The following is a 15,342-nucleotide window of genomic DNA, read 5'->3' on the forward strand; positions in this document are numbered from 1 at the left end:
TCTTCGGGGCCGGCCAGGACATGATCAGGCTTGTTGGGGTATTCGCGCCGGACGTGCCCCAGCGCAATGGCGGCGAAGCGAGCCGCCAGTTCCGGCGTAAGATCAGATCGTGTCATCGGCATTCCCTTCGATTGACATGGCACGACCGGAGATTCCGGTGACCGGACAATCCTTGCGTGACCTTGCGAGCAGCGCCTCGAGCAGGCGCGGCATGATGTAGATCGGCAGCTGAGTCGCTGCGAAGTAAAGTGCCATCCGCGGGGTTGCAGCAGTACCAAGCGCCGACCAGACCAGACCGACATTGCGGTTCCCGAGAATCAGGCCGACCGCCAGGCGTTCGCGCAAGGAACCCGGCAGCACCAGGACCCCGCCAAGCTGCATGCCGAGATTGCAGGCGAAGGCAAGCGCCAGGCAGATGATGGCCGCCTGAGGATCATTCTCGATCTGGCTGCGCATGCCGGCCATGGTCGCCAGAGCGAAGACCAGCAATGCTGCGACAGTGATGCCATCGACCGCGGCGCCATGGGCAGCCAGCGCGGCTGCGGCGTGCCGCCTCAGGATGAGCGCGACGCCCTCAGCCCCTCCGATCAGCAGCGCAAGCCTCAGCGCGAGGTCAAGAGGCGCGACGGAGAGCCCGCCGGACCAGCTTGCCAGCAACGGTATGGTGAGGGGCGCCAGCGCCATGGACAGGAGCGTGACGACCAGCGGCACCGCACCATCCAGCCCCAGCATTCTTGCGACCGCCGCGGTGCCACTCGACGGTGGCACTGAGCTGGCCAGAACCAGCGCCAGTGCGAGCTCAGGGGCAAGGCCGATCAGATGCGCGGCGATGCCTGCGAGGATCGGACATGCGATCATCGCGACGCAGGGTAGGAAGACCGACAGCGAAGGACGCCGGATCACGGCGACCACCGCGATCATGTCGATCCGCAGCAGCGTCCCGAGCACGATCAGGAAGATCGCCGCCGGCATCAGCGGGCGCGCCAGCTCGGCCAGCGTGGGAAAAATCAGCCCGAGCATGACGCCGAGCGCCAGCAATGTCGGCCCGCGCGGGATCAGGCGCGGAAGATTGGATCGCATGAGACACGCCCGTTTGCCTGGGGCGCAGACGATAGGCAGGCATATCGCCATCTTGGAAATCGATTATCGGCATGACCATAATCGTCGCCATGAATTTGGCTGCGATCGATCTCAATCTCCTCGTCGCCTTCGAGGCCCTGATGGAGGAGCGCCATGTGACCCGCGCAGGGCAGCGCATCGGGTTGGCACAACCCTCGATGAGCAGCGCGCTGGCGCGCCTGCGAGCCCTGTTCGACGACGACCTGCTGGTCAGGACGGCCGAGGGCATGCAGCCGACCGCCAGGGCGCTTGCCCTGGCCCGACCGGTCAGCGAGGCGCTGGAACAGATTCGCAGAACGCTGGATTCCGGGCCGGGCTTCGATCCAGGCTCGGCACGGAGGCATTTCACCATCGCAGTGACGGATTACGGCGACCTCGTCATCGTGCCGGCCCTTGTCGAAGCGCTGCGGCGCGACGCGCCCGGGGTCGATCTCACCGTGCGTCCCATCACCGATGCGGTCGAGAGCCTGGCGCGGCTGGAACGCGGCGAGGTCGATGCCCTGATCGGCGGCCATCTGCCCGCCTCCTCCCGCACAACCCGGCAGTTCCTGCTGATGGAGCGCTTCACCTGCGTTCGCGATGCATCCCGCGCAGCTCCGGGCATCTCGCTCGACCGTGCTGATTTCGTGCGCCTCCCCCATGTCCTGTTCTCGTCGATGGGAGGCGATGGCTCACCGAGTGCCGTCGATGCCATTCTGTCGGAACACGGACACAAGCGCAGGGTCGCGGTCACGCTTCCGCATGTCGTGGCGGTGCCCTTTGTACTGGCAGGGACTGATCTCGTGGCGACCATGGCGGAGCGAATCGCCCTGCGCTTTGCCGACGTGGCAGGCGTGGCGATCCTTCCCCTACCCTACGAGGTTCCGGCTTTCGCGATCGACCTCGTGCATGGACTGCGCGCAACGTCGAACCCGGCGATGCAATGGTTCGTCGATCTCATCGTCAAAACCTGCCGGACAATCTGAAACGCGCCACAATCGTCCGTCACGGCCATGACGTTGAGTCAGCGCCGGATCAATTTCGCATGTCGGACACACTCCCCGCCTTCCTCACCCGCGCGGCCCTGCGTGCGGACCTCCAGCGCCTCGGCCTGCAGCCCGGCGACACCGTGATGGTCCATGCCGCGATGAGCCGCGTCGGACGCTTGCTGAACGGTCCCGATGCCTTGATCGGCGCCCTGCTCGACACAATCGGCGCTCAGGGAACGCTGCTGGCCTATACCGACTGGGACGGCGCCTATGACGACCTGCTCGACGATGAGGGCCGCGTTCCCGAAACCTGGCGCGCGCATCTCCCGCCCTTCGATCCGGCGTCGTCACGTGCCATTCGCGACAATGGCGTGCTGCCGGAATTCCTGCGCACCACCCCCGGCGCGAAACGCAGTGGCAATCCCGGCGCTTCGGTTGCAGCACTCGGTGCCAGGGCGGACTGGATCACGCAGGATCACCCGCTCGACTATGGCTATGGCGAAGGTTCTCCGCTGGCGAAGCTCGTCTCCATCGGCGGCAAGGTTCTCATGGTCGGCGCCCCCCGCGACACGCTGACCCTGCTGCATCACGCCGAACACCTCGCGCAGATCCCGGGCAAGCGCATCCTGCGCCGGGAAGTCCCGTTCGCGACCGCATCCGGCACGCTGTGGCGGATGATCGAGGAATTCGACACGGGCGATCCCATCGTCGCCGGGCTCGATGAGGATTACTTTGCCGAGATCGTCGGTGCATTCCTTGCCTCCGGACAGGGTCGGCAGGGACAGATCGGCGCCGCAGCAAGCATCCTCGTCGACGCTGCGGCGATCACCCATTTCGGCGTCGCTTGGCTGGAGAGCCGCTTCGGCGGGCAGCTTACGCCTGCTCTCGCTTCGCCCGGCCGGTAAACCACCCGATCGCCCGGAAATAGACCGGGTAGGGCAACAGGTTGATCAGCTTCACCGCCCATGACAGCCGGCGTGGAAAGCTGATCTCGAAGCCGCCGCGCGCGAAGCCGTCGACGATGCGTTTTGCTGCAACCGCCTCGGTCATCAGGAGCGGCATCGAGAAATCGTGCTGGCGCGTCAGGGGCGTATCGACGAAGCCCGGATTGACGACCTGAAGACGAATGCCGAGCCTGTCGCAGTCGAATTTCAGCGCCTCGCACATGTAGATCGTCGCCGCCTTGGAAGCGCCATAGGCGGCGGCTCTCGGCAGGCCGCCGAAACCGGCGATCGAGGCGTTGACCGCAATATGGCCACGGCCCCGCGGCTTCATCCGCTCCAGCACGGCGGCCAGCCCCTTGGCTGCTCCAAGGGTGTTGACCGCCAGAGCAGCCTCGAGAGCCGCGATGTCAAACACGCCGGGTCGGGTGACTGGCGCGACGCCGGCATTCAGGAAGGCCAGCGCGATCGGCCCATGCACGCTCTCGATGGCATCGACCACCACGCGCATGGCTGCGGCATCCGTCACGTCGCCGGCATGGGCAACGATACGACCGGGCAATCCGGTCGCGCGTCGTGCGAGTTCTTCGAGTTGTTCCAGCCGTCGCGCCGTGATCGCCACCGTCCACCCGCGAGCGGCCAGTTCGAGTGCGACGGCCTCGCCGATGCCGGAACTCGCGCCGGTGACCCAGGCGACGCCGTCCTGCGGCTGCATGCGCGGCAATGACATGGTTTCTCCGGACGAGAGGCCTCCCGGACATACAGCCCMACAAGTGATCGGCGCAACCTTGCCGCCCTGCCCGTCCCGCTTCTGCAGCGCCTCGATCGCCGCAATCCCCACACGGCGTCATGGCATGTGGCGCACGCCACGCAATCGGTGCAGTCTGCCGGCCGCAGCGCCAGCCGCAGATGAATCAGGACCACGACCGATGCCGACAGAATTGCTCTTCCGCCAGGACTCCTACCTCGCCGAGACCCCGGCCAAGGTAGAGGCGCTGAACGAGCGCGGCGGCATCGTTCTCGATCGCACGGTGTTTTACGCCACCGGCGGCGGCCAGCCGGGCGATGCCGGGCGGATCCGCCTCGCCGACGGCAGCGAGATCGCCATCGGCACCACGATATACGACCCCGAGGACAAGAGCCGCGTCATCCATGTGCCGCTCGAGGGCCAGGCCGCACCTCAGCCCGGCGACACTGTCACCCTGTTGCTCGACTGGGAGCGCCGCCTGAAGCGCATGCGAATCCACACGGCCCTGCACCTGCTCAGCGTCGTGCTGCCCTTCCCCGTCACCGGCGGCTCGATCGGCGATGGCGACGGCCGTCTCGATTTCGACATTCCGGAAGGCGGGCTCGACAAGGCGGAGATCGGCGAGAAGCTGAACGCGCTGATCGCCCGCAATGCCGCCGTCAGCGAGCGCTGGATTACCGACGAGGAGCTCGACGCCAATCCCGGCCTGGTCAAGACCATGTCGGTGAAGCCACCGCGCGGGTCCGGTCGCGTCCGGCTGGTTTCGATCGAAGGCATCGATCTCCAGCCCTGCGGCGGAACCCATGTCCGCAACACCTCCGAGATCGGTGTTGTTGCGATCACCGATATCGAGAAGAAGGGCAAGCAGAACAGGCGCGTGCGCATCGCGCTTGCCTGAGCCCGCCAGACTTCGCCTCATCAGCAGGAAACGCCGACCATGGCCAGCAACGATGTTTTCGTCTCCACCGAATGGCTCGCCGAGCGCCTGAACGCGCCCGATATCGTGGTGGTCGACGGCTCCTGGTATCTCCCCGTGCATGCCCGCGATCCCGCCGCCGAATACGCGGCACGGCGCATTCCTGGTGCGGTGCGCTTCGACATCGATACGGTGAAGGACGCCAAGTCCGATCTGCCGCACATGCTGCCGCGGCCGGATGCCTTCGCGGCCGCTGTCGGCGCCATGGGAATCGGCGACGGCATGCGCATTGTGGTCTATGACGGGCTCGGCCTGTTCTCGGCCGCGCGCGTCCGCTGGACCTTCAAGACCTTCGGGGCGAAGGACGTCGTCATCCTCGAAGGCGGCTTCCCGAAATGGCAGGCCGAAGGTCGCCCGATCGAGGAAGGCCCGCCCCGTACCCGCGCCGCCCGCACCTTCACCGCCCGTCTCGACCACTCCGCCGTGGCCGATGCCGGCGATGTCGAGCGTGCGCTGAATGGCGCTGCGATCCAGGTCGTCGACGCCCGTCCGGCCGACCGCTTCCGCGGCGAGGCGCCGGAGCCGCGCGCCGGCGTGCGCTCGGGCCATATGCCGGGTTCGCTCAACCTGCCCTTCCCGGCAATCATCGCCGATGGCAGGCTCCGTTCGCCGGAGGCGATCGCTGCCGCCTTCACCGAGGCTGGCGTCGATCTGGACAAGCCGATGATCACCAGTTGCGGCTCGGGCGTCTCGGCCGCGATCCTCTCGACCGCGCTCGAGACCATCGGCAAACCGGCGCGCGCCATCTATGACGGCTCCTGGGCCGAATGGGGCGCGAGCGACCGGGCGATCGCAACGGGGCCGGCCAGGAAGAGCTAAAGCACCGGCTCGAAAACTGGATTGCGGCTTTCGGGAAAGCCGATCCAAACGCAGAAGGCTGGGTCGTCGGACCGGACACCAGATCCGATCCGACGATCTAAGAAAGCGCTGGAGTTTGACTCAGTAAGTCGCTCTGCCGCCTGACAGATCGAAAATGCCCCCGGTCGAGAAGKAGCACTCGTCGGAGGAGAGCCAGAGCACCATTCTGGCCACCTCCTCGATCTCGACGAAGCGGCCCATCGGGATACGGCCAAGGATGTCTGCGCGGCGCTCGGCCGAGATTTCCTTGGCCATCGCGGTTTCGGCAGCGGCCGGCGTGATCGCCGTCACGATAATGCCGTCGCGTGCGGTTTCCTTGGCGACGCTCTTAGTCAGCGCGATCAATCCTGCCTTGGAGGCGCTGTAGGCAGCCGCCATCGCCATGCCTTCCTTGCCCTGGATCGAAGCAATGTTGACGACATGGCCGCGCAACGGGTGCGGGTTCTGTKCGGTGTGGCGCGCTGCTTGTGCCCGCATGCGCCCGACGACCGCACGCGTCACGAGATAGGCTCCGAACAGGTTCACCTGCAGCACGCGCTGAAAATTCTCCGGCGAGGTTTCCCAGACCGGTTTGACCTCGCCGAGCACACCGGCATTGTTGACGAGGATATCGACCCGGCCACCGGTAAAGACGGTATCGGCGGCATGTTCGACCGCCGCCACATTCGTGATGTCGACCTCCCGGACGCTGATGGCCGGGCCGAGTTCCGACCGCGCCTGCGCCAGCGCCGACGCGCTCATGTCCCAGAGCTCKACTTCGGCGCCGGCATCCATCAGCGCCTTGGCCATGCCACGCCCGAGCCCGCCAGCCCCACCGGTGATGATCGCGCGGCGCCCGCCGAATTCGTAGGTCGCAGTCATTAGCCCGCACTCCAGGCAGTCTTGGTTCGGGTGATCTGGTGACGATAGAGCCCTAGATCGAATGGCCCCTCGCCGCCAAGCGCCGTGAGTTTCTCAGCCGCGAGCTCCACCTTGGCCAGGCTCACGAATTCCGCCTCGTCTCCCCAGCCTTCGAGCAGCAACACCCAGCGTGGGACGGCATTGGCGACGCCACGCGCCTTCTGCTCGGCCGTGGCGACGCCGCTCGCCTCGGCATCGGCGGTGAGCACATGCACGCCGGCGACGCCCGGTCGCCCCAGCAGATCGGGAACCAGCTGCCGAAGCAAGGCAGCCTTGTGTTCCGCCGCCTGCACGTCCGGCACATCATAGCGCAGCGTCGCGATCAGCCCACCCTGCGCCGGCCCGGCGCTATGCGCCACCCGGCAGATCGAGCGGGCGACCGAGCGGAAATGCTTGACCGCGGCAAGGGTCCAGGGTGTMGGCGCGTTCACGCGTGCCGTGTAATCCTGTCCCTTCAGAACCTCGACGCTCAGCGCCTCGTAGAGATTGAAGAATTCGAGATCGGCCTCAATGGCGACATAGCGCCGGCCGCGCAGGAATCCAGGAATGCCGACCCGTTCCGGCATGTGCTCCTGACCATGCCAGGCATAGAAGACCTCGCGTCCTTCCGGCGCGATGTCGTGCCAGATTGCGACCGCCCCCTCGCCTGCCAAACTCATGGTCGCTCCCCTCTCCAGCCATCGCAGGGCCGTTGACTCGGCCTGTCCTCGCTCATATACGAAATCAAATTCCGAAATGGAATGCTATTCCAAAAAGAAGATATGAGGGTGGAACGGTGACGATCGCAGCGGTGGACCGCGCGCTGAAGATGCTGGAAATGCTGTCGGGCGAACCCGCCGGCATCGATCTCGGCGCCCTCGCCGAGCGGCTCGACCTGCCTGCCAGTGCGACCCACCGCCTGCTGACCACCTTCGCCGAGCGCGGCTTTGTCGCGCAGGATCCCGCTAGCGGCGCCTATGCGCTGACCCTGAAGCTCTCGCTCCTCGCCTTCCGCAATCTCGACCTGCGTCATCTGCCCGATGCCGGTCAGATAGTGCTCGACCGGCTCGCCCAGGCGACGGGCGAATATTGTCGCCTGGCCGTGGTCGAGGGGGAGAATCTGGTCTGGATCGCGCGGTCGCAGGGCGCGACCGCCGGCCTGCGCTACGAGCCGCCAATGGGCTCGGAAATCGTCCTGCATGCCACGGCGACCGGCAAGGCCTGGCTCGCCTCCCTGCCCGAAGACCAGGCGCTTCGCATCGTTTGCGCGCGCGGCTTTCAGGCGGAGGGGCGCACGGGTCCCAATGCCGTCACCGGCGTCGAGGCCTTGCGCAGCCATCTCGCCGAGACGCGGCAGCGCGGCTTTGCACTCGCCGTGGAGGAAGGCGAGATCGGCACTGTGGCGATGGCGACGACCTTTCGCTCCGCGCCTGGAGCCGAGGCGCCGATCGCCGGCACATTGAGCGTCGCCGGCCCTGCGGCCCGGATGCAGGTCGCGCGCCATGGCTCGATTGCCGACGCTCTGCACAGGGCCGCAGTCGAGATGGCCGAGATCTGGCCGTTGCGCCGTCGCCAGAGTTCATCGCTGCAGAGCCCTTCGCTGAATGGCCGGCCGAGCCCTCTCCTCCAGACAGGAATCCAGGCATGAGCAACGATGGTGCCATCGCGCCTGCCGCGGCATCCTCCGCGACACCTGTTCCGGCCACCGGCCCTGCCCACGCCTGGGTCTCCGCGATTGCCTGGCCTCTTGCCAGCTTTGCCGTGCTGCTGCTCGCCTGGCAGTGGTTCGTGCCGATGGCCGGCATCCCGGAATACATCCTGCCCGTGCCGAGCGCCTTCTTCGAGCGGCTCTGGATCGACCGGGCCCTGATCGCCCAGCACACGCTGGTGACCGCCAATGAGATCGTGCTCGGCTTCCTGATGGCGGCGGTGATCTCGATCCCGCTCGGCTACATCATCGTCTCCGTGAAGATCCTGGAGAAGGCGATCTACCCGGTCATCGTCTTCTTCCAGCTTGTGCCCAAGATCGCGATCGCCCCGCTCTTCGTGGTCTGGTTCGGCTTCGGCCTGTTCCCGAAGGTGCTGCTGACCTTCCTGCTCTGCTTCTTCCCAACACTGGTCGCCAGCATGACCGGCTTCAGGGCGCTGGACGAGCGGGTGCTCTACCTGACGCGCTCGATGGGCGCCTCAGCCTGGCAGACCTTCCGCTATGTCCGGGTGCCGGCAGCGCTGACCTATATCTTCTCCGGCCTGAAGGTCTCCGCCGTCTTCGCTGCCACCGGCGCCATCGTCGGCGAGTTCGTCGGCGCCAATGCCGGCCTCGGGTATCTGCTGCTGCGCGGCACCAGCTTCCTCGACATGCCGCTGATCTTCGCCTGCCTCGTTGCGCTCAGCCTCGTCGGCATCGTCTTCAGCTATCTCGTCGACGGGCTCGAAGTGCTGCTGATGCCCTGGCAGCGAAAGGGCTGACCTATCCAAGACCAAGAAATACCCGGCTCGAACCGGGGCACCGGACAATGATCATGGGAGGAACCAACATGAACCGCCGCAGTCTCATCGCCGCAGCAACACTGATCGCGCTCAGCGCCACGACCGCCTTCGCTCAGGGCGCCGGCAAGCCGATGAAGATCACGCTGAACTTCCTCGCCGCAGCGCCCAATGCCGGCTTCATGATGGCCAAGCAACTCGGTCTCTACGAGAAGGCCGGCATCAACCTGACCATCGAGGAAGGCAAGGGCTCAGGCACCACTGCGCAGATGGTCGCGACCGGCCAGACCGATATCGGCTTCGCCGACGCGCCTGCCGCGATGCAGCTGCGCACTAAGGGCGCGCCGGTGAAGATCATCGCCCCGGTTCTGCAGACCAACGGCTTTGCCATAATCTCGCTCGAAGAGAGCAACATCGCCTCCCCCAAGGACCTGATCGGCAAGAAGGTCGCGGTCCAGCCCGGCACGGCCCAGACGACGCTGCTCGATGCGATCCTGGCCAGCAACCAGATCGACAAGACCAAGCTCGACATCATCAATATCGATCCCGGCGCCTTTGTCGGCGCGCTGCTGGAAAAGAAGGTCGACGCCATCCTCGGCGGTGCCGATTTCCATTCGATCCAGATTCGCGAGCGCGGCTTCAAGGTGCGCGACATCTTCTATCGCGATGTCGGCGTGCCGACCGTCGGCCTCTCGATGATCGCCCGCGACGACCGGATCAAGGCCGATKCCGATCTGTTCAAGAAATTCGTCGAGGCGAGCCTCCAGGGCTGGGACGCCGCCCGCAAGAACCCCGACGCTGCGGCCGATGCAGTGGTGGCGCAATTTCCTTCGGTGAAGAAGGCCCAGGTGCTGGCGCAGTTCGACGTCGTCAACAAGCTGCTCTGCGCACCGGGCGCGACGTCACTCGGCAAGGTTCCGGAAAAGAACTGGACCGTCAGCTTCGACCTGCTGACGCAATATCTCGGTCTGCCCAAGGACAAGCCGATCACAGACTATTACTCGACCGAGCTGCTGCCCGCCTCGGCACCAGCCTGTTCCTGAGGATTCCATGAGCCTCGCGACTCAAGCCCCGAGCTCCGGCGCCGCCTCCATCCAGGGACGCGGCGTCATCAAGACCTTCGGCAGCTTCACCGCCGTCGACGGTCTCACCCTCGATATCCGGAGCGGCGAATTCGTCAGCCTGATCGGCCCTTCCGGCTGTGGCAAGAGCACCTTCATGCTCATGGCGGCCGGGCTGATGCCGGTCAGCGCCGGCGAATTGCTGGTCGACGGCCGGACACTGACCGAACCGCTCACCGATATCGGCATCGTCTTCCAGGACCATCTGCTGCTGGAGTTCCGGACCGCTCTGGAGAACGTCATGCTCCAGGCCGAGATCCGTGGCCTGCCCTTGGCGCCGGCACGCGCCCGTGCGCTCGATCTCTTCGCCAAGCTCGGCATCTCGCATGCGGTCGATCGCTATCCGAAGCAGCTCTCGGGCGGCATGCGCCAGCGCGTCTCGCTCGCCCGGGCCCTGATCCACAATCCGTCGGTGCTGATGATGGACGAGCCCTTCGGCGCCCTCGACGCCATCACCCGCACGCAGATCCGGCACGATCTCGAAATGCTCTGGCTGGAGACCGGCAAGACGGTCGTGTTCATCACCCACAGCATCGACGAGGCGATCGGCCTTTCCGACCGCGTGCTGGTGATGTCGCCGACACCCGGGCGCATCGTCGACGAAATCGCGATCGAGCTGCCGCGGCTACGCCCCGCCCATCTCGGCGACTACCCGAGCTTCAACGCCTATGCCGACCGCATCCACGACGCCTTCAGGCGTTTTGGCGTGATCCGGTATTGAGGCTTGCCAGCAGCGCCCATCGGACTAGCCTTCCCGGATGGAAGGAGCCTGCGATGGCCGAGCACGATCACCCGCATTCGCACGACCATGACGAGCCACGCTGGAAACATGACGGCGTGCGCGTCATCACCGGCGACAAGCTCGATCCCAACACCGCCCAGACGCCTGGCATGTTCCGGCAGGCTGCGATCAACCACGCCCGGGTCGGTGCGCAAAAGATCTGGGCCGGCACGGTCTCGATCCAGCCCAATGCCAAGACCGGTGTGCATCATCATGGCGAGCTGGAAAGCGTGATCTATGTCGTGCGCGGCAAGGCCCGCATGCGTTGGGGCGAGAGGCTCGAATTCGTCGCGGAGGCCGGGCCGGGCGACTTCATCTACGTGCCGCCCTTCGTGCCGCACCAGGAGATCAACGCCAATCCGGACGAGCCTCTCGAATGCGTGCTGGTGCGTTCCGACAACGAGGCCGTAGTGGTCAACATCACCGATGTCGACCCGGTCGAGGCGCCTGAAGAGGTCTATTGGATCGACCCGATCCACAAGCACCCACCGGGCGGCGGCTCCCGAGACTAACCGCCGACCTCGAAATCGCCCGGCTGAGCGGGCGCGATCGCCGTGAACAGCGTGCGGTCGGGCTTGAGGTCGAGCAGCGGCGTCCCGTCGAGACAATCGAGCCCACGGACCAGCAGCACCGGCCCCTCCCGGGCGGCCAGCGTGACGATCGAGGTGCCGATCGGATTGGGCCTGACGGGGGAGCGAAGCGCGAAAGTGCCGTGGGTCTGCCCGTCACTTGCAGGACTCTGAAGCACGAGGTCGCGTCGGGACCGGTGCAGCCAGTACAGCACCTCCAGGCGCTCGAAGCGCTCGATCCCGGCAAGCGCCGCATCCCAGGGCTCGAACAGCTCGATCCGACAGAGCGGCCCATCGATCCGCCCCTGGCGCGGGCAGGTCAACCGAGAACTCCACGGCGTCCGGATTCTGCCAATGAAGACCAGTCCGGCATCGCTCGCCACGGGCGGCGCGACCGCAACCTCGTGGTCGCGGATCTCGTTCTCGCGCACCATCGCCGTCAGTCGATCGCGACCATCACGTCGGAGGCCTTCACCACGGCGTAGGCCTGCTGCCCGACCGTGAGCTTGAGCTCGTCGACCGCTGCGTTGGTGATGGCCGAGGTCACGATCGCTCCGCCGATGTCGATGCGGACATGGGCGGTCGTCGCGCCCTTCGTGATCTCGACGATCTTTCCCTTGAGCTGATTGCGGGCGCTGATCTTCACGAGCTTTCTCCTCAGCATGTCCGGAGGGCCATCCCCTCACTCATGGTGATTGACACGGCTCTCGACGCCACGCAACGATCGCTATATTCCACGATGCACAGCGATTGCGATTTCGAGGGAACGCGACCATGACAACCCGCCGCCACGTACTCGGCCTTGCCGCAGCCTTCCTTTTCGGAATGGCCACTGTCTCTGGCAAGGCCCAGGCACAGAGCAAGGAGCTCGTCATTTTCGCGGCTGCGAGCCTCAAGAATGCGCTCGACGAGGCCGCGGCCAGCTGGGTCAAGGAAAGCGGCAAGCCGGCGCCAAAGATCTCCTACGCGGCGAGCAACGCGCTGGCCAAGCAGATCGAACAGGGCGCACCAGCCGATATCTTCATGTCGGCGGATCTCGACTGGATGGATTACGCGGCCTCGAAGAACCTGATCAAGTCTGACACCCGCGTCAGTCTGCTGGCCAACCGGATCGCGCTCATCGCCGCCAAGGATTCGGCTGCCAAGGTCGAACTGAAGCCAGGCGTCGATCTGGCCACCGTGCTCGGCTCCGGCCGGCTCGCCATGGGCAATGTCGATTCCGTGCCCGCCGGCAAATACGGCAAGGCTGCGCTCGAGAAGCTCGGCGGCTGGGACAAGATCAAGGACAAGGTGGCACAGGCCGACAACGTTCGTGCCGCCCTGCTGCTGGTCTCGCGCGGCGAGGCGCCGCTCGGCATCGTCTACACCACCGATGCCGCCGCGGACCCGCAGGTCAAGGTTGTCGCCACTTTCCCCGAGGACTCGCACCCGCCGATCATCTATCCGGTCGCGGTGACCAAGGACTCGGCCAATGCTGACGCCCAGGCCTTCCTGACCTATCTGCGCGGTCCCGCGGCAAAGGGCGCCTTCGAGAAGCAGGGCTTCACGGTGCTGAACAAGGCTGCCAGCTCTTCGTGAGCGACTGGCTGTCCCCTGAGGAGTGGACGGCGGTCAGGCTCAGCCTGCTTGTCGCAACGACGGCCACGATCGCGAGCCTGCCGATCGGCATCGCGATCGCGTTCCTGCTGGCGCGAGGCCGTTTCTGGGGCAAGTCGCTCCTGGACGCCCTCGTGCATCTGCCGCTGATCATGCCGCCTGTCGTGACCGGCTACCTGCTGCTGATCGGCTTCGGACGGCGCGGCCCGATCGGGCAGTTCCTCTATGACTGGTTCGGCATCGTCCTGTCCTTCCGCTGGACCGGTGCCGCGCTTGCCGCCGGGGTGATGGGCTTTCCGCTTATGGTGCGGGCGATCCGGCTCTCGATCGAGGCCGTCGATCGCAAGTTGGAGGATGCCGCCGGCACCCTTGGCGCCAGTCCGCTCTGGGTCTTCCTCGCCGTGACCCTGCCGCTGTGCCTGCCCGGCATCGTCGTTGGCATGATCCTGAGCTTCGCCAAGGCGATGGGCGAGTTCGGCGCAACCATCACCTTCGTCTCGAACATCCCCGGCGAGACCCAGACTCTGCCCTCGGCGATCTACACCTTCACCCAGGTGCCGGGAGGCGAGGCCGGAGCCATGCGGCTGACGCTGATCTCGATTGCCATATCCGTCATCGCACTGTTTGCCTCCGAGGCGATGGCGCGGTTTGTCGGGCGCCGGATCGCGATCGAATGACACCGGCTCTCGATGTCGCGGTTGAGCATCGGCTCGGGAACTTCCTGCTCGACGCCCGCTTCACTGCGGATGGCGGTCTGACGGCTCTCTTCGGGCGCTCCGGCTCGGGCAAGACCTCGCTGGTCAATGTCATCGGCGGCCTGATCCGCCCGACACGTGGCCGGATCGTCGTCGCCGGCGAAACCCTGGTCGATACCGACCGCGGCATCTTCGTCCCCAAACATCGCCGCCGGATCGGCTATGTCTTCCAGGAAGCGCGGCTGTTCCCGCATCTCACCGTCCGCCAGAACCTGCTCTTCGGACGCTGGTTCGCCCGGCACCACGGCCATGACGGCACCGAGATTGCAAGCGTACTCGAACTGCTCGGCATCGGCCATTTGCTGGAGCGCCGCCCCGCGGGGCTCTCCGGCGGCGAGAAGCAGCGCGTGGCGATCGGCCGAGCCCTGCTGGCAAGGCCGCGCCTGCTCTTGATGGACGAGCCGCTCGCTTCGCTTGACGAAGCACGCAAGGCCGAGATTCTGCCCTATATCGAGCGATTGCGCGACGAGATGGGCCTGCCGATCGTCTATGTCTCGCATTCGGCGGCCGAGGTCGCACGCCTTGCGACGAATCTGGTCATCGTCGACCAGGGCGCGGTCAAGGCGTCGGGCCCGACGGCCGAGGTGATGTCGCGGCTCGATGTCGCGATGCTGCCCGGGGCGCCGGAAGCGAGCGCCGTACTCGACGCCGAAGTCACGGGTCTTGACCCTGTCCATCACCTGGCGACGCTGTCGACCCAGGCAGGCCGGCTCTTTGTCGCGCGTCCCGGTCTGCGCGCGGGAGCGCGGCTGCGCGTCCGCATCCTCGCCAGCGACGTTCTCCTCAGCCTCAACCCGCTGGAAGGCATCAGTGCACTCAATGTGCTGCCGGGTACCATTGCCGAGGTCGGCATGGGGCGCGGAACGGAGGGAGCCGCCGTCGACCTGCGCATCGATTGCAATGGCGCCATGCTCGTTGCCCGGCTGACCACGAAATCGGTGTCTCAGCTTGGGCTGAAACCGGGCAGCCCGATCTATGCGGTCATCAAAAGCGTCTCGGTCGATGCGCCCTGACGATGTCCTGCCGCATGCAATGGAGACTGGCGGTGCCATTGCGCTGTAGTTCGGCATATATGGCTATGCGGCGGGAAACGACGATGCGGGCCTGACCGAAGCCGGCTAGACTGGTTGCGCAACAAGGACGCCTGAATGCCCGAAACGCCGCCGCCCCCCGCCGTCGAACTCAGCCTCAGGCTCGACTTCTCGCCCGGCGGCCGACTCGGCCCGGGCAAGGTCGAGTTGCTCGAAGCTGTCGAGCAGACGGGCTCGATTTCTGCAGCGGGACGGGCGATGACCATGTCCTACAGGCGAGCCTGGCTATTGGTCGACGAACTCAACAGGATGTTCCGGCAACCGCTTGTGGAAGCCCAGCCCGGCGGCAGCAAGGGCGGTGGAGCGCATCTGACGCCGCTCGGACGCGAGGTCGTGGCGCATTACCGCGCTGTCGAGAGCAAGGCACTGAAGGCGGGCAATCTTCATATCGAAGCCCTGCGCGGGCTCGTCGACGAGCGGGGCGGCAAGTCCTGATCGGCAAGTCCTGAAACG

19 protein-coding genes and 1 pseudogene are annotated in these 15,342 nt (G+C 65.9%); 13 read left to right on the forward strand and 7 right to left on the reverse strand.

What is annotated here, in order from left to right; all coding sequences use genetic code 11:
• Both AC1DJT_RS07525 and AC1DJT_RS07530 read right to left on the reverse strand, forming a co-directional pair.
• Positions 1 to 116, reverse strand: a pseudogene (locus tag AC1DJT_RS07525) (DUF2891 domain-containing protein); the annotation flags it as partial.
• The gene (locus AC1DJT_RS07530) at positions 103 to 1,080 is read right to left on the reverse strand and encodes a hypothetical protein (protein ID WP_441505833.1); all 978 of its coding nucleotides are present in this window, start codon (positions 1,078 to 1,080) and stop codon (positions 103 to 105) included. The pseudogene AC1DJT_RS07525 and the gene AC1DJT_RS07530, both read right to left, overlap by 14 nt.
• A gap of 71 nt (positions 1,081 to 1,151) precedes the next feature.
• Between AC1DJT_RS07530 and AC1DJT_RS07535 the strand changes: the two genes are divergently transcribed.
• Together AC1DJT_RS07535 and aac(3) are read left to right on the forward strand one after the other, a co-directional pair.
• Positions 1,152 to 2,084, forward strand: a complete 933-nt coding sequence (locus AC1DJT_RS07535) for a LysR family transcriptional regulator (RefSeq protein ID WP_441505834.1) — start codon at positions 1,152 to 1,154, stop codon at positions 2,082 to 2,084.
• A 59-nt stretch (positions 2,085 to 2,143) separates the two neighbouring features.
• Positions 2,144 to 2,992 carry an aminoglycoside 3-N-acetyltransferase gene (gene aac(3), locus AC1DJT_RS07540; protein ID WP_476770036.1) on the forward strand — a complete coding sequence of 283 codons (849 nt, stop codon included), beginning with the start codon at positions 2,144 to 2,146 and terminating at the stop codon, positions 2,990 to 2,992.
• Here the strand turns inward: aac(3) and AC1DJT_RS07545 are convergent.
• Positions 2,961 to 3,758, reverse strand: a complete 798-nt coding sequence (locus AC1DJT_RS07545; RefSeq protein ID WP_441505836.1) for an SDR family NAD(P)-dependent oxidoreductase — start codon at positions 3,756 to 3,758, stop codon at positions 2,961 to 2,963. The genes aac(3) and AC1DJT_RS07545 overlap by 32 nt on opposite strands.
• 199 nt (positions 3,759 to 3,957) lie before the next feature.
• Here AC1DJT_RS07545 and AC1DJT_RS07550 point away from each other — a divergent pair, with 199 nt between their 5' ends.
• Positions 3,958 to 4,674 carry an alanyl-tRNA editing protein gene (locus AC1DJT_RS07550; protein WP_441505837.1) on the forward strand — a complete coding sequence of 239 codons (717 nt, stop codon included), beginning with the start codon at positions 3,958 to 3,960 and terminating at the stop codon, positions 4,672 to 4,674.
• Positions 4,675 to 4,713: 39 nt separating this feature from the next.
• On the forward strand, positions 4,714 to 5,571 hold the full coding sequence (sseA, locus tag AC1DJT_RS07555; protein WP_441505838.1) for a 3-mercaptopyruvate sulfurtransferase: 858 nt from the start codon (positions 4,714 to 4,716) through the stop codon (positions 5,569 to 5,571).
• A 120-nt stretch (positions 5,572 to 5,691) separates the two neighbouring features.
• Here the strand turns inward: sseA and AC1DJT_RS07560 are convergent, their stop codons facing one another.
• Positions 5,692 to 6,471, reverse strand: coding sequence for an SDR family NAD(P)-dependent oxidoreductase (locus AC1DJT_RS07560; protein ID WP_476833835.1), 780 nt, complete (start codon positions 6,469 to 6,471; stop codon positions 5,692 to 5,694).
• Positions 6,471 to 7,169 carry a hypothetical protein gene (locus tag AC1DJT_RS07565; RefSeq protein WP_441505840.1) on the reverse strand — a complete coding sequence of 233 codons (699 nt, stop codon included), beginning with the start codon at positions 7,167 to 7,169 and terminating at the stop codon, positions 6,471 to 6,473. The genes AC1DJT_RS07560 and AC1DJT_RS07565 overlap by 1 nt, the downstream gene beginning before the upstream one ends.
• Positions 7,170 to 7,285: 116 nt before the next feature.
• Between AC1DJT_RS07565 and AC1DJT_RS07570 the strand changes: the two genes are divergently transcribed.
• From AC1DJT_RS07570 to AC1DJT_RS07590, 5 genes are all read left to right on the forward strand, one after another.
• Positions 7,286 to 8,137: an IclR family transcriptional regulator gene (locus tag AC1DJT_RS07570; protein ID WP_441505841.1), complete on the forward strand. Its 852-nt coding sequence runs from the start codon at positions 7,286 to 7,288 to the stop codon at positions 8,135 to 8,137.
• A complete protein-coding gene (locus AC1DJT_RS07575) occupies positions 8,134 to 8,958 on the forward strand; it encodes an ABC transporter permease (protein WP_441505842.1) in 825 nt (274 codons plus the stop codon). The genes AC1DJT_RS07570 and AC1DJT_RS07575 overlap by 4 nt, the downstream gene beginning before the upstream one ends.
• Positions 8,959 to 9,026: 68 nt before the next feature.
• Positions 9,027 to 10,019, forward strand: coding sequence for an ABC transporter substrate-binding protein (locus AC1DJT_RS07580; protein WP_476833836.1), 993 nt, complete (start codon positions 9,027 to 9,029; stop codon positions 10,017 to 10,019).
• 7 nt (positions 10,020 to 10,026) lie between these two features.
• Entirely contained in the window at positions 10,027 to 10,818 is a 792-nt protein-coding gene (locus tag AC1DJT_RS07585) for an ABC transporter ATP-binding protein (protein WP_441505844.1), read from the forward strand.
• A gap of 53 nt (positions 10,819 to 10,871) precedes the next feature.
• On the forward strand, positions 10,872 to 11,390 hold the full coding sequence (locus AC1DJT_RS07590; RefSeq protein ID WP_441489871.1) for a cupin domain-containing protein: 519 nt from the start codon (positions 10,872 to 10,874) through the stop codon (positions 11,388 to 11,390).
• Here AC1DJT_RS07590 and tsaA read toward each other — a convergent pair.
• Positions 11,387 to 11,881: a tRNA (N6-threonylcarbamoyladenosine(37)-N6)-methyltransferase TrmO gene (gene tsaA, locus AC1DJT_RS07595; RefSeq protein WP_441489870.1), complete on the reverse strand. Its 495-nt coding sequence runs from the start codon at positions 11,879 to 11,881 to the stop codon at positions 11,387 to 11,389. The two genes, AC1DJT_RS07590 and tsaA, sit on opposite strands and share 4 nt — an antisense overlap.
• Before the next feature lie 5 nt (positions 11,882 to 11,886).
• Positions 11,887 to 12,093: a TOBE domain-containing protein gene (locus AC1DJT_RS07600; RefSeq protein ID WP_441479394.1), complete on the reverse strand. Its 207-nt coding sequence runs from the start codon at positions 12,091 to 12,093 to the stop codon at positions 11,887 to 11,889.
• Positions 12,094 to 12,221: 128 nt separating this feature from the next.
• Here AC1DJT_RS07600 and modA point away from each other — a divergent pair, with 128 nt between their 5' ends.
• The 4 genes from modA to AC1DJT_RS07620 all read left to right on the forward strand — a co-directional run bounded on the left by modA (position 12,222) and on the right by AC1DJT_RS07620 (position 15,324).
• Positions 12,222 to 13,025, forward strand: a complete 804-nt coding sequence (modA, locus tag AC1DJT_RS07605; RefSeq protein ID WP_441489869.1) for a molybdate ABC transporter substrate-binding protein — start codon at positions 12,222 to 12,224, stop codon at positions 13,023 to 13,025.
• Positions 13,022 to 13,720, forward strand: coding sequence for a molybdate ABC transporter permease subunit (gene modB, locus AC1DJT_RS07610; RefSeq protein WP_441489868.1), 699 nt, complete (start codon positions 13,022 to 13,024; stop codon positions 13,718 to 13,720). The genes modA and modB overlap by 4 nt, the downstream gene beginning before the upstream one ends.
• Positions 13,717 to 14,811, forward strand: coding sequence for a molybdenum ABC transporter ATP-binding protein (modC, locus tag AC1DJT_RS07615; protein ID WP_441489867.1), 1,095 nt, complete (start codon positions 13,717 to 13,719; stop codon positions 14,809 to 14,811). The genes modB and modC overlap by 4 nt, the downstream gene beginning before the upstream one ends.
• A gap of 135 nt (positions 14,812 to 14,946) precedes the next feature.
• Positions 14,947 to 15,324 (forward strand): winged helix-turn-helix domain-containing protein, encoded by a 378-nt coding sequence (locus AC1DJT_RS07620; protein WP_441489866.1) that lies wholly within the window; start codon positions 14,947 to 14,949, stop codon positions 15,322 to 15,324.
• Positions 15,325 to 15,342: the final 18 nt, after the last annotated feature.

This window comes from Allobosea sp. 05T422_2 (assembly GCF_056396265.1).